This is a genomic window from Mesorhizobium sp. RCAM 05099 (assembly GCF_059683685.1).
In genome coordinates, this window is the sequence record NZ_CM185035.1 from 1,668,744 (window position 1) to 1,682,171 (window position 13,428).

Here is a 13,428-nt window from a genome sequence, read left to right on the forward strand (position 1 = left end):
GCTGTCTCCATCGGTTGTCGATCGGAGGATGATAGGGGAGCGCCTGCGGGAAGGCTTCAGTGTTGCCGAGACAGCCCGGGACGGGCTGGTCCATCCCGAGATTTTTTCGAGGGAGGGCGCGCTTATACGTCGTGCCGACGTGCGCTTTGCCGTGCAAATGATCTGGTCGCGATGGCGATCTATCATCTTCATGTCAAAGTCATTGGCCGCAAGGCAGGCTCGAGCGCTGTCGCGTCGGCGGCCTACCGCTCGGCGTCGCGACTACGTGACGAGCGGATCGAACGCACTCACGATTTCTCGGCCAAGCGCGGCGTCGTCCATTCCGAGGTGATGCTGCCGGAGGATGCTCCGGAGGCCTGGCGCGACCGCGAACGGCTGTGGAACGATGTCGAAGCCTTCGAGGTCCGCAAGGACGCCCAGCTCGCCCGCGAGGTCGAGTTTGCGCTTCCACGTGAACTCAGCCAGGCGCAAGGCATCGACCTGGCGCGCGACTTTGTACAAGTCGAGTTTGTAAGCCGAGGCATGGTGGCCGATCTCAATGTGCATTGGGACAGCGCAGAGGATGGCAGCCCCAAACCGCACGCTCATGTCATGCTCACCATGCGGGCCGTGGACAAGAACGGTTTCGGGGCCAAGGTTCGAGACTGGAATGCTACCCAGATGGTCGAGCGTTGGCGCGAGCGGTGGGCGGAGCTGGCCAATGAACGCCTGGCCGAACTCGACATCGACGCCCACATCGATCATCGCAGTCTGGAAGCACAGGGCATTGCCCTGGAGCCGCAGACGCAGATCGGTGCGCCAGCCCAGCGCATCGAGGGCAGTGGCCTTGCTGCTGGCGACATTGAAGCCGATCGCGCCGAACTGCATCGCGAGATCGCGCGCAACAATGGTGAGCGCATTATTGCGGTACCGTCCGTGGCGCTCGACGCCATCACCCATCAGCAATCGACCTTCACCCGAAAGGACATCGCGAAGTTCTCGCATCGCCACAGCGACGGAATGGAGCAGTTCAACGCGGTCGTGACAGCCATCAGCAATGCACCCGATCTGGTCGAACTCGGCAAGGACGGACGCGGCGAAGACCGCTTCACCACTCGGCAGATGATCGAGACCGAACAGCGCCTTCACCGCGCGGCGGAGCGTATCGATTTGGACGAGCGCCACGCGGTGAGCAACGCACATCGCGAGGCAGCACTGGCGCGGGCTGCGCAACACGGGCTTGTCCTTTCGGGCGAGCAGGTCGATGCGCTTGAGCACATCACCGATGGTCGCGGTCTGGGTGTCGTCGTCGGCTTTGCCGGAACGGGCAAGAGCGCCATGCTGTGCGTTGCGCGCCAAGCATGGGCAGCGGCGGGCTATGAGGTTCGAGGCGCGGCACTCTCCGGCATTGCGGCCGAGAATCTGGAAGGCGGTTCAGGTATCTCGTCGCGTACACTTGCCAGTATGGAGCATAGCTGGGAACAGGGCAGGGATCTGCTCACCGCGCGCGATGTCCTGGTGATCGATGAGGCCGGCATGGTCGGCACGCGCCAGTTGGAGCGCGTGCTTTCCCATGCCGCGGACGCCGGCGCAAAAGTCGTCCTCGTCGGCGATCCGCAGCAGTTGCAGGCAATCGAAGCCGGTGCCGCATTCCGCTCGATTCACCAGCGGCATGGCGGCGTAGAGATCGGCCAGGTGCGTCGGCAGCGCGAAGATTGGCAGCGTAATGCGACCCGCGATCTCGCAACCGGCAGGATCGGCGCCGCGATCAGCGCCTACGACGCGCAAGGCATGGTGCACCAGGCTGCAACGCGCAATGAGGCGCGCAGCAATCTCGTCGCGCGCTGGGATCGAGACAGGCAGGCGCATCCAGAGGCAAGCCGGATAATCCTCACCCACACAAACGACGAGGTGCGCGCGCTCAACAACGCAGCGCGCGAGCGTATGCACGCTGCTGGCGAACTCGGCGACGAGGTTCAGGTGAATGTCGAACGCGGTGCAAGGGCCTTCGCCAGCGGCGACCGGGTCATGTTCCTGCGCAACGAGCGCGGGCTTGACGTCAAGAACGGCACGCTTGGCATCGTGGAGGAAGTCAGCACCCAGAGCATGACCGTTCGCGCCGACGATGGGAGGTCGGTACACTTTGACCTGAAAGACTATTCCCACATCGACCACGGCTATGCCGCAACCATTCATAAGGCCCAGGGCATGACCGTCGACCGGACCCATGTGCTCGCCACGCCAGGCATGGATGCACATGGCAGCTACGTCGCCCTCTCGCGACATCGCGAAAGGATGGACCTGCATTACGGCGGAGAGGACTTCGCGACCCGCGAACGGCTCGTCCGGACGCTGTCACGCGACCGCGCCAAGGACATGGCGTCGGATTACGATCAGCTCGACCCGGCGCAGAGCTATGCCGAGCGGCGCGGGATCAAGTTCCGCGAGCGCGTGGTCGAGATCGTGCGCCGGATCGTTCCGGAGAAGCTGCGCGACAGGATCGGCGGACTGCTGGACGGGTTGCGCTCGCCTGGAGACGGCGAGCCCATGCAGGAACGTGGACCTGGACCGGAAAGGGAAGATGTAGGGGTGCGGATCGGAGATGCAGGCCCGACGCCCGGCAGAGGAAATCTCGCCACCGGCGTGCCGCGCGACACGAATGTGCCGGTGGACGCGGAAACAGAAATGCGGCGAGCCCGCACCCAGTCGCTTGTGCGTCACGCGCGCGCTCTCGACGCGATCCTCAGTGCTGGAAATGCCAACGGGCAGGGCAGTCCCGAACAGATCCGCGAGTTGAGGGATGCGCGCAACGCTTTCGAGAAGGTGCGGCCTCATGGCTGGCGCGATGCCGAAGCGGCCTATGTGAAAAATCCCGAGCTGGTTCGTGAAGCAAGCGCCGGCCGTGTCAGCCGCATCGTGCTTGCTCTACAGCTTGAGACGGAAATCCGCACCAGGATGGACATCGATCCCGTCCGCCGCGCCGACCGTTTCGTCGAGCGTTGGCAAAAGCTCGACCGTGCGGGACGGGCGCAATATCAGGCCGGCGACATGACCGGCTACAAGGCCACGCGATTGGCGATGGGTGACATGGCCAAAAGCCTCAAGCGCGATCCGCAGCTTGAATCCCTGCTTGCCAATCATAAGAAGGCGCTTGGCATCCAGGTCGAATCCGGCCGCCGCCTTGGTGCGGAACTCGCATTCACCCACGGCATCGACCTCGGGCGGGGCCGGGGCATTGGACTCTAGACAGTCCTATCTGCCGCCGTCTCTATGCCGGGGTACTATGACGCGGAAAACCCTCTTGCGCGCCCGCAAGTGTCTGTCCTCTCTTGATCAGGAGCAGTCAAAAACAACCAGCAGGAGGCAGTGCGTCCATGCGCGAACCAGACCGTATCATCCGCCTGAAAACCGTCGTCTCCCGGACAGGTCTGTCCCGGTCCACCATCTATCGCAAGATCGCCGACGGCACCTTCCCACGCCAGATCCAGATCAGTATCCACGGTGCAGGCTGGCATGAATCCGACATCAGTCGCTGGATCACCAATCCCGTTTCGTGGCGTCCGCAAGACCAGGGCGACAAATTGTGATCAGGGTGATGCACAATTCGCGGAAAGCTGGCCTTCACCGAGACGCAGCTGTCACGGCGGCAGGGTTACTGCCGTGTCCGTCAGGCGCGCCGCCGAGGCGAGCGAAAATGGCAAACCAGAAACGATGGTCGGCCTCGCGACTATCAAGATGGCTTGCTCAAGCAGGGCAACTTTGGAGCGAAGCGGCCGTAACGGGCTGCCTCCGATCCGGCTTCCTTCGAAGCAGGCTGCATCCTCACCGCTTATAAGGTCCGTCGGCTAACGATTGCCCGATCGATCGCGATCATCGCCGGATCGATATTTTATGGTGGCGGCCGAGGTCATCCAGCACCGAACGGATATGAGGCCAAGGGAAATCGGCGGGATGTTCCCAATGCTCACCGTCATGCAAGATAACGAGCAGCTTGGCTAAAATGCCCTCGATGGAGGTAGCGGCTGTCTGCGGTAGATTATCCAGAAGTTCGCTTTCGGCTATTTCGGATTGCCGTATCAGTTCGTCTGCTTTCGAATAGCCGATCTCAGCATCGGCGGCATCCCAACGCGCCTGGTGTGCCGCGAAGTCGGCAACCGCCCTGTTCCATTCGACTTCAATTTCATGAGAGTACGCGTCGTTCAGGCCTTCCATGGAATGGAGCGTTGATTCCGTACCATCGGCAAGCCGTACCTTGGCGCAGGGAAAGCCGACCGTCCTGGCGAGGTGTGTCTCCAACCTTTGCTGTTCGCGGCACAGCGCCAGTGTCTCGTTGTGGATCTTTTGCCAGTTCCCACACAGACGGAGAGCAGGATCAGCCGCGCTGCTGCCGTCCGTCAGTTCGGCGGCCCGTGACTTTACATGGAAGGGCCATGCCACGGCGGCCGTGGCCGTGCCCGCCAGCAAGCGCCGCCGGGTGACGAAAGACAAACTCGTGCTATTGTCGGAATCATCCATGATCCGAGCTCCATGAAAGCTGGGGTTGTGGTTAGGTTGGACAGGTGTGACCGCACCTGTCCAACCGCTCAAGATGCTTGTCGGCATCAACGGTAGTATCAGTGTTACTATCTATGGCCAGCAAATGCAACAACTTAGTAACAGGGTTACTACGAATGGCAATAACTTCGGCCCAGTGTCGGATGGCGCGGGCAGCTCTTCATCTAGGCATTCGAGAGCTTGCTGCCCTCGCCAAGGTCTCTCCCAACACTATCGCGCGATTGGAGCGCGGCGAGGTTCTGTTCGACACCACGCTGCAGGCGGTAAAAGGTGCCCTGGAGAACGCTGGCATCGAATTCATTCCAGAGAATGGTGGTGGGCCCGGCGTGCGCTTAGCCAGCCGAAATTAGAGGCGGCGTCACGCAGCACCCATCGAACTGAGCGGAACAACTCAGCGCCACCGCTGATAATTCCGGTTCGCCCAATACGATCAGCGACCGATATTGCTGAACAGCTTAGCGTTCCGTTTTTCTCGCGAGCTTATAGCCTTCGGCCAGCGTTGCCGAGGCTCATGTCTTAGAGCTTCGGTCCGTTCCCGCCCCCGCAAAAACGCAGCCCAATCGCTCATCATGGCGCGGCGCTTCTCAATCATGGTTTCGCGCCGGTATGCGGCCTCGACGTCGCTATTGATGGCGTGGGCGAGCGCAAATTCCCGCATGTCTCGGGGATAGTCGGACAACTCCCCTGCCCAATCAGAAAACGTTGACCGCAGCCCATGGGGCACGGCTGGACGCTTCGAGTTTTTGTCGAGCCAGCCCGTGCGGCCCGCCTCGATTTCGCTTTCGTGCATCCGTCTCATGGTGGCGCTCAACGTCATGTCGGACAGCATGCCGCCACGGATCGCTGGAAACACATATTCGGTATCGGCGGTCGCGGCCTCTTTCATCGCAGTTAGGATTGCCATTGCCGCATCGGATAGCGCCACAACGTGCGGGCGCCTCATTTTCATTCGCGATGCCGGCACCGCCCACAATTTGGCGCCCCAATCGATTTCCGGCCATTCCATGCCGCGCACTTCGCCGGATCGCGCAGCGGTCAATGTCGCGAATTCCAATGCCCGTGCACCCGTGCCTTCGCGTTTGCGCAATGCTGCGAACCACGTGGGCGCGTCTTTCAACTGAACGGCGGGCTGATTATCGACTGTCGCAACCTTGCTTGGCTTGGACAACATGGCATTGAGATTGCCCTTCCACTGTGCCGGATTGTCGCCCTCGCGGTGTCCGTGTGCCTTTGCCCAATCAAGCACCCGTTCGCAACGTTGCCGCAAACGCGTGGCCGTCTCCGTCTTGGTCGTCCAGATCGGCTTAAGGATTTCGACCATGTGATGTTTGGTGACTTCGGAAACGGCAAGATTGCCGATGACGGGCATTGCATACGTGTCCAGCGTGGATTGCCATTGCTTCCGATGCTTTTCGTTCCTGAATTCCGCCAGCGTGTCGGCAAGGAATTTGTCAACGGCATCGCGGAATGTGAGATGGCGCTTTGCGGCCTCGATCGCGGCTTTGCGACGCTCGCGCTTCTCTTGAAGCGGATTGATGCCGTTGCGGATTTTGTCTTTGGTCGCCTTCGCCCGCTCGCGGGCTTCGCCCAATGATACGTCATGCCCGCCAAGACCCATTTCGCAACGCCGGCCATTGACGTTTGTTGTGCGCAATAGCCATGACCGGCCGCTGCCCGGCGTGATTTGGAGCATGAGCCCGGCAACACCGCCAACAGCAAACACAGCGTTGCCCGGTGTGGTCGATCCGGGGTGTTTCAAGTTCTTGACGGCTAGTGCTGAAAGTTCCTTCGCGATCTTCGGCATTTCTCAATCCCATCATCTTACCCGCCAAAAATAGTGGCATTGGATGATACAGATTGCAACGGCGCGAGACAGCTATTTTAGATTAAAGCATTGATATTGCCTTATTATGTTCATTGGTTGAGACGACATGAGACAGCAATATGGCTGTCGCTCTCTCCGCCATCAATCCAATTGCCACATATGTTATTGATTTCACATCAATTTAATCAACGTACTCAGTTGGCGGTGCCCCAAGGCGGTGCCCCAAAATATGGCTATTGTGACGCACGCATTTGGAACTGTGTGATAAATTCGAGCGCGTCCATCGCGGTTAGGCCCTCGTTTTCCCACGCTTTAACTGCGGATTCGAAATACGCCTCTTTTTTTCTGGCTTCCGCAATCTTCCAAAGCTCCTCGCCGGCCTTTGTGAATAGAGCATTGCCGCAGATGAGAGTGTTGCCGGTTGGTGGCAGTGGGGCGTCTCCATCGCAAACCTAAAAAAGATGGTTTTGTCGAAATACGTGCAGGGCGCAATTGGGCCAAAACCTTGGCGCGAGAAACCACCCAGTGCCTCAAACGAGATAAGACCCGCTTTATCGAGATGCAACAACCCCTCATAAATCTGTGCAGAAGGGCTGTCACGGGCGGGTCATGACGTAAATAGCTTTCGTACGACTTGCAGGTCGAATGCGATCGCCTTGCTGGCAGAACTCCTCATAGCTGCCTCAGCCAAGGGAGCTGCCGACTGCGGAACCATAATCCCATCATGCAGGGCCGGCCGCCGAATTAATTGCCGTCGTTCCGCTGTCGGCCCCTTCTCGGTATTCCCCATCTATGAGTTCACGGCCCGGGTCCTCGGCGATTTGCATCACGAAATCCGCTGACCATCCTCGTCGAGCAGAACGCAGCCCTCGGGATCGAAGCCGAGGTCGATCGCCTCGCCTTCGCGAAGCACCCGGCCACTGATCGGCGCATTGGCGCGGATGCTGGTCTTACCGCCGATATCGATCTCGTAGATGGCGCTACCACCCAGATACGAGGCAGAGACGACGCGGCCGGGCAGACGGTTGGCGCTCGCCGCCGCGCCGACCGACAGTTTCTGCGGCCGCACGACGACAGTGACTTTGCTGCCGTCGGCAAGCGGCTGTGGACTGGCCACGTTGATCGTCTGGCCGGTGGCAAGCACCACCGCTGTCCCTTGGCCGGATCTCCTCACGGTCCCTGCCAGCATGTTGGCCTTGCCGAGGAAGTCGGCGACGAAGGCCGTGGCTGGTGCCTCGTAGACCTCCTGCGGGGTTCCGATCTGCTCCACTGCGCCGGCGTTCATCACCACGATGCGATCCGACATGGAGAGCGCTTCTTCCTGGTCGTGCGTGACGAAGATAGCGGTGATGCCGGTTTGCTTCTGGATCTTCTTGATCTCAACGCGCATTTCCTCGCGCATGTTCGCGTCGAGCGCCGACAGCGGCTCGTCGAGCAGCAGCACCTGCGGCTCGAAGACGATGGCGCGGGCGAGTGCGATGCGCTGCTGTTGCCCGCCCGACAGTTGCGAGGGCAGCTTCTTCTCGCTACCCGGCAGCCGCACCATTTCGAGCGCCTGGGCGACCTTGCGCGCGATTTCGGGCTTCGGCACATTGCGGTACTTCAGGCCGAAGGCGACATTGTCGAACACGTTCTTGTGCGGGAATAGTGCGTAGCTCTGGAAGACCAGCCCGATATTGCGCCTGTAGATCGGCACGTCGTCAACCCGCTGCCCGTCGATCATGATCTGGCCGCCCGAAATGTCGACCAGGCCTGCGATGGAACGAAGGATCGTGGTCTTGCCGCAACCTGAAGGCCCGAGCAGGGTGACGAAGCTGCCCTTGCGGATCAACAGCGAGAAATCGCGCACCGCCACGAACTTGCCATAAGCGATGTCGATGTCGCGGAACTCGACCGCCGGCTGGCTCGTCTCCGCGCCGCCCTGAGCGGATCCGCCCGCACCGGACCTTGCCACCCCGGCCGCGGCCGGCCGGGGTACCCCTGAAAAGTCGTGGCTGTCAGGCACCTTTCGAGATCCTGTGCCACTGCTTGTTCCAGGCGTCCTCATTGCTCGCCCAGTAGACCGGGTCGGCGAAGGTCAACGCCTTCATCGTGCCCGTTTTGTCAAAGGCCGGCAGCTTCTCGATCTTCTCGGTCAGCTTGACTTTTGTCGGGTCGAGCGATGGCGGATAGCTCTGGCCCTCCGCCACCGCGATGGCGGTCGCCGGGTCGAGCATGAAGTTGATCAACTCCTCACACTCGGCCATGGGCGAGCCTTTCAGGATCAGCATGTCCTCCATCCAGGCATAGGAACCCACGGGGTCGAGATAGCCGATCGGATGGCCCTGGTCCTGCAATGCGGCGACGCGGCCCGACCATGCGTCGGTTACCACGATCTCGCCCTTGGAAAGCAGGTCCATCAGTTCCGCGCCGGAACTCCAGAACTTCTTGGCGAGGTCTCGCGTCTCGCGCACCTTGGCCCAGATCGCGTCCATGTCCTTGAGGTTGTTCGGGTCCTGTCCGGTGGCGAGTGCGGCGTACCAGACGCGCGTGGTCATGTCGTCATAACCGCCGACCTTGCCCGCGTATTTCTTGTCGAGCAGCAGTGCGGCACCCTTTTCCTTGGCTTCCTCGGGCGAGATCACCTTGGTGTTGTAGGCGATGCCTGTCGTGCCGTAGTCATAAGGCACGGCCGAGAGTTTCGGCGTCAGCTTGCGGAACGGATCGATCATTGGCTGCAGCACATTCGCCATGTTCGGAATGTTGGCCTCATTGATCTCCGAGGTCAGGCCGCCGTTCACATATTTGATGTAATAGTTGACGCCGGAAGAATGGATGACCTGGTAGTCGCCGGGCTTGGCGGTCTTGATCTTGGTGATGATCTCGTCCTCGTCGCCGAACGTGCCCTGGACCACCTTGATCTTGGTCTTGGCGGTGTAGGGCTTGAAGGCATATTTGTCGATCGCATCCTGAACCGTGCCGCCCCAGCCGTCGAAGCGGACCTCTTCAACCGCGGCGAGGGCCTGCCTCATCCAGGGCATGTCGAGGCCCACCGCGGCCGCCGCAGCGGCGGTCAGCGTCAGGAAAGTGCGGCGGCTCAGATCGCCGTTTTGATACCTATCGTGCAGCCGTTCAAGCCGCTTGCCGTTGGACAGTTTCATCGTGCTTCCTCCTTGGGTTCGCCGCGTCTTTTCAATCTGGTCAGGCTTTGCAGAACCAGGCCGCCGAGCAGCGGGATGCCGACGGTCACCAGGATCATCACGGTGCCGAGTGCGTTGATCTCCGGGCTGATCGAGATCTTGAGCATCGAAAGGATCTGGGTGGGCATGGTCTCGACACCCGCCGGCCGCCAGAACAGGCTGGCCGACGTATTGTCGAACGAGATGGTGAAGGCGAGCAGCGCGCCGCCAACGACGGCGGGGACGAGCAGCGGCAGCGTGATCTCGCGGAAGGATGAAAAACGCGAGGCGCCGAGCGAAAGTGCCGCTTCCTCATAAACGCGCCGGATACCGACCATGCGCGCCTGGGTAATCAGCACCACATAGGGGACGGCGAGCAGGATATGGCCGAGCACCAGCAAAAGCATGGTTCTCGGCTGGTCGATCGCCTTGATCAGCACCAAAAGACCGACGCCGAGAATGGTTTCCGGCACCAGCGCGGGCAGGATCACCAGCGTGCTCAACGCCTGCTTGCCAGGGAATTCGAAGCGTACCAGCGCGAATGCCGTGACGACGCCTATTGCCGTGGTAACGGCGGCGGTGACCACCGCGATCCACAGCGAGGTGCGGAAAGCGGTCAGCACCTGCTCATTGGCCATCAGCTTGCCGTACCATTGCAGGCTGAAGCCGGTCATCGGGAAGCCGCCGAACATCGAGGCGTTGAATGACAGGATCACCGTCGCCACGATCGGCGCGAACATGAAGATGTAGACGCAGAGCGTGACGAAGCCGGTCAGACGCCAGGCCCATCTTCCTTCCTGCTTGCGCCGCGCCTTCATCCACCCAGTCCTTTGACGATCTGCGACATGCCCATGTAGCGCGTGTAGGCAGCGGCGAAGAAGCCGAGCACGGTGAACAGCACGATCGAAAGCGTGGCACCCATCGGCCAGTTCAGCTCGCCCATGATCGTGTCGTAGATCAAATTGCCGAACAGCGCGTCGCGGCCGGAACCCAGCAATTGCGGCGTTACATAGCTGCCGGCGGCCAGCACGAAGCAGAGCAGCAGGCCTGCCGCGAGGCCCGGCAACGAAAGCGGCAGCGTCACCTCGCGGAACGCCTGCGCGCTGGTGCAGCCCATCGAGCGGGCCGCCGCGATCAGTGTGCGGTCGATGCTTTCAAGGCTGACATAGACGTTGAGGATCATGTAGGGCAGCAGGAAGTGCAGCATGCCGAGGATGACCGCGCCCTCGTTGTAGAGCATCGGTAGCGGCTCGCTGATGATACCCAATTTCATCAGCGAAACGTTGATGACGCCCTGTTCGCCCAGGATGTTGATCCACGAAAAGGTGCGGATGGTGAAGCTGATCCAGAACGGCACGATGAGCAGGAGAAGCAGCAGCCATTTGTGCTTGAAGGTGGTCGCCCAGATGAAATAGGCCGGAAAATAGCCGAGCACCCCGCAGAGCACCGCCGTGATGGCCCCGACCCTCAGCGTCTTCAACAGGAAGCCGGAATAATAGCTGTCGGTCAGGAATTCATGCCAGTTCGCCGTCGTCAGCGCGCTGGTTTCCACGCCGGCGGTGACGAAGGTAAAGAAGGTGTAGGCCGCCATCACGGCTATAGGGAGCACCAGGAAGAAGATCAGCAGCAAAAGCACCGGCGCGACCAGTAGCCAAGCCAGTCGCGGATCATACAATGTCCGTCGTCGTTTCATGACCACCCGGTGCGCTTTCTTTGAAGCGCCTGTTTGTTCCCGGGCCAAGATTGGGTGATTGGAGGCCCGATGTCTACAGTCGGCGATTGAGCCAGTGGACATCGGGTGCGCACCGGCTGCAATGGACGCCGAAACTCGGTCGGCGAACGGCATCGCAGCAGCTCCGGTGGTCGCCAGGGAAGCTCAGCCCTTCGAGATGCCGCGTGCGATCAGCCGCGCCAGACGCTGCGAAAACGCCCGGGCGTCCGCCGGCTTGTCGCCGTCGAGTACGCGTGCCTCGTCATAGAGAAGATGAGCCGCGTCGTCCTTGAAGGCCTGCTCGTCGTCGCCGAGGCTGGCTAGCGCCAGCACGCGCTCGTGGCGCGGGTTGATTTCGAGGATCGGTTTGGCCGCCTTGTCGAGGCGGCCGGCGGCGTTCATCAGCCGTTCGAACTGCCGGTCGGGGCCATGTTCGGGCGCGACGAGGCAGACCGCGCTTTCGGTCAGCCGGTCGGAGGCTTTCACATCCGAGACGGCGTCACCAAGCGCCGACTTGACGAAAGCGAGGAAGCCATCGACCTCCGGTGTCGCCGCCCCGTCCGGCTTCTTTGCGTCGTCGAGCAGCGGGATGTCGGACAGTTCCGCCACGCCCTGGGTCACCGACTTGAACGGCTTGCCGTCGAAGTCCGGCGCCATCGTCACCCAGAAGCTGTCGACAGGGTCAGTGAGCAACAGCACCTCGATGCCGCGCGCCTTGAAGCCTTCGAGCTGCGGCGAGGCTGCGAGCCGCGCGCGGTCATCGCCGGCCATGAAGAAGACCGCCTTCTGGCCTTCCTTCATCGCAGCGATATAGTCGGCCAGGCTGCGCCAGCCTTCGCCTGATGTGGTCGAGCGGAAGCGGGCGAGCTTCAGCAATTGCTCGCGCCGCTCGTAATCCTCGTAGAGCCCTTCCTTGAGAACGACGCCGAAATTGTCCCAGATCTTGGCATAGGCCTCGGCCTCGTTCTCCGCCAACTTGGCGAGGTCGCCCAGCACGCGGCTGGTCAGGCCCTTGCGGATGGCGGCCAGCAGCGGGCTTTCCTGGATCATCTCGCGCGAGACGTTGAGCGGCAGGTCGGCGGAATCGACCAGCCCGCGCACGAAGCGCAGATAGCGCGGCAGAAGGTCGGCATCGTCGGTGATGAAGACGCGGCGTACATAGAGCTTCATGCGGCCCCTGCGGTCCTGGTCGAACAGATCGAACGGACGCGAGCCCGGCACGAAGGCGAGCACGGAGTATTCCTGCCGGCCCTCGGCGCGGAAATGGATGGTGGCCGCCGGCTCGTCATACTGGCCGGCGACGCTACGGTAGAAATCGGTGTATTCCTCGGGTTTGATCTCGCTCTTTGGCCGCACCCAGAGTGCCGTGCCATCGGCGATGTCGCGCGCCTCGGCGCCGGGTTTTTCGACGAGCGTGATCGGCACCGGCACATGGCCCGACTGCGACTTGGCCAGTTGCTCGAGCCGGTAGGAGCCGGTGTAGGAGACGGCGTCGTCCATCAGATGCAGCACCACGCGGGTGCCGCGCTTGGGTGCGGCTTCGAGCGGGGCGGGTGCGATCTCATACGAACCCTTGCCGTCGGACGACCAACGCCAGGCCTCTTCGCTTCCCGCGAGGCGACTGATGACGTCGACCCGCTCAGCCACCATGAAGGCGGAGTAGAAGCCGACGCCGAACTGGCCGATGAGCTGCGTGTCCTCTGTAGCTGCGCCGACGCGCTCGATAAAGGCGCGCGTGCCCGAGCGGGCGATCGTGCCCAATGCCTCGGCCATGTCGTCGCGGCTCATGCCGATGCCGTTATCCTCGACGATGATTTCCTTGTTGTCTGGATCGGCCGAAATCGAAATGCGCGGCTTGGGGTCGTCGCCCAGCAGTTCGGGGCGGCTGACAGCCTCGAAACGCAGCTTCTCGCAGGCGTCTGCGGCGTTGGAAATCAGCTCGCGCAGGAACACGTCCTTGTCGGAATAGACCGAGTGCACCATCATGTGCAGCAGCCGCGAGACATCGGCCTCGAATGCCTTGGTTTCCGTCGCTTTCGTATCCGTCGTCATTCAGATTTTCCCACGTAATCGTTCTGCCCGCCGCGCCATGCACGTTCCGGGCTCGTCCTTCAACCATTTTCAATTACGCCGGCAACCCTGTTCCGCAAGGCCGGCGCGATCGACAATATCGTAGCGCGATGCGAAGGCGACAAGGGGGT

At 61.5% G+C, this 13,428-nt stretch carries 10 protein-coding genes; 3 read left to right on the forward strand and 7 right to left on the reverse strand.

Annotated elements, in window-relative coordinates; translation table 11 throughout:
• Positions 1-171 precede the first annotated feature (171 nt).
• Together traA and AC56QQ_RS08260 are read left to right on the forward strand one after the other, a co-directional pair.
• Positions 172-3,225, forward strand: a complete 3,054-nt coding sequence (traA, locus tag AC56QQ_RS08255) for a Ti-type conjugative transfer relaxase TraA (RefSeq protein ID WP_497126319.1) — start codon at positions 172-174, stop codon at positions 3,223-3,225.
• 128 nt (positions 3,226-3,353) lie between these two features.
• Positions 3,354-3,566 (forward strand): helix-turn-helix transcriptional regulator, encoded by a 213-nt coding sequence (locus AC56QQ_RS08260; RefSeq protein ID WP_489863201.1) that lies wholly within the window; start codon positions 3,354-3,356, stop codon positions 3,564-3,566.
• 283 nt (positions 3,567-3,849) lie between these two features.
• Here the strand turns inward: AC56QQ_RS08260 and AC56QQ_RS08265 are convergent, their stop codons facing one another.
• A complete protein-coding gene (locus AC56QQ_RS08265; protein WP_489863200.1) occupies positions 3,850-4,494 on the reverse strand; it encodes a hypothetical protein in 645 nt (214 codons plus the stop codon).
• A 182-nt stretch (positions 4,495-4,676) separates the two neighbouring features.
• On the opposite strand from AC56QQ_RS08265, the gene AC56QQ_RS08270 reads away from it, so the two are divergent.
• Complete coding sequence (locus AC56QQ_RS08270) at positions 4,677-4,883, forward strand: helix-turn-helix domain-containing protein (RefSeq protein WP_489863528.1); 207 nt, start codon at positions 4,677-4,679, stop codon at positions 4,881-4,883.
• 80 nt (positions 4,884-4,963) lie between these two features.
• Here AC56QQ_RS08270 and AC56QQ_RS08275 read toward each other — a convergent pair whose 3' ends face one another.
• The 6 genes from AC56QQ_RS08275 to htpG form a co-directional block, all read right to left on the reverse strand.
• Positions 4,964-6,337 carry a tyrosine-type recombinase/integrase gene (locus tag AC56QQ_RS08275; RefSeq protein ID WP_489863199.1) on the reverse strand — a complete coding sequence of 458 codons (1,374 nt, stop codon included), beginning with the start codon at positions 6,335-6,337 and terminating at the stop codon, positions 4,964-4,966.
• Between the two features lie 847 nt (positions 6,338-7,184).
• Positions 7,185-8,363 (reverse strand): ABC transporter ATP-binding protein, encoded by a 1,179-nt coding sequence (locus AC56QQ_RS08280; RefSeq protein ID WP_497126321.1) that lies wholly within the window; start codon positions 8,361-8,363, stop codon positions 7,185-7,187.
• Positions 8,356-9,498, reverse strand: coding sequence for an ABC transporter substrate-binding protein (locus AC56QQ_RS08285; protein WP_091577989.1), 1,143 nt, complete (start codon positions 9,496-9,498; stop codon positions 8,356-8,358). Before AC56QQ_RS08285 ends, AC56QQ_RS08280 begins: the two co-directional genes overlap by 8 nt.
• Positions 9,495-10,334, reverse strand: coding sequence for an ABC transporter permease (locus AC56QQ_RS08290; RefSeq protein WP_497126323.1), 840 nt, complete (start codon positions 10,332-10,334; stop codon positions 9,495-9,497). The genes AC56QQ_RS08285 and AC56QQ_RS08290 overlap by 4 nt, the downstream gene beginning before the upstream one ends.
• Positions 10,331-11,209 carry an ABC transporter permease gene (locus AC56QQ_RS08295; protein ID WP_497126325.1) on the reverse strand — a complete coding sequence of 293 codons (879 nt, stop codon included), beginning with the start codon at positions 11,207-11,209 and terminating at the stop codon, positions 10,331-10,333. The genes AC56QQ_RS08290 and AC56QQ_RS08295 overlap by 4 nt, the downstream gene beginning before the upstream one ends.
• 183 nt (positions 11,210-11,392) lie before the next feature.
• Positions 11,393-13,279: a molecular chaperone HtpG gene (htpG, locus tag AC56QQ_RS08300; protein ID WP_497126327.1), complete on the reverse strand. Its 1,887-nt coding sequence runs from the start codon at positions 13,277-13,279 to the stop codon at positions 11,393-11,395.
• Positions 13,280-13,428 lie beyond the last annotated feature (149 nt).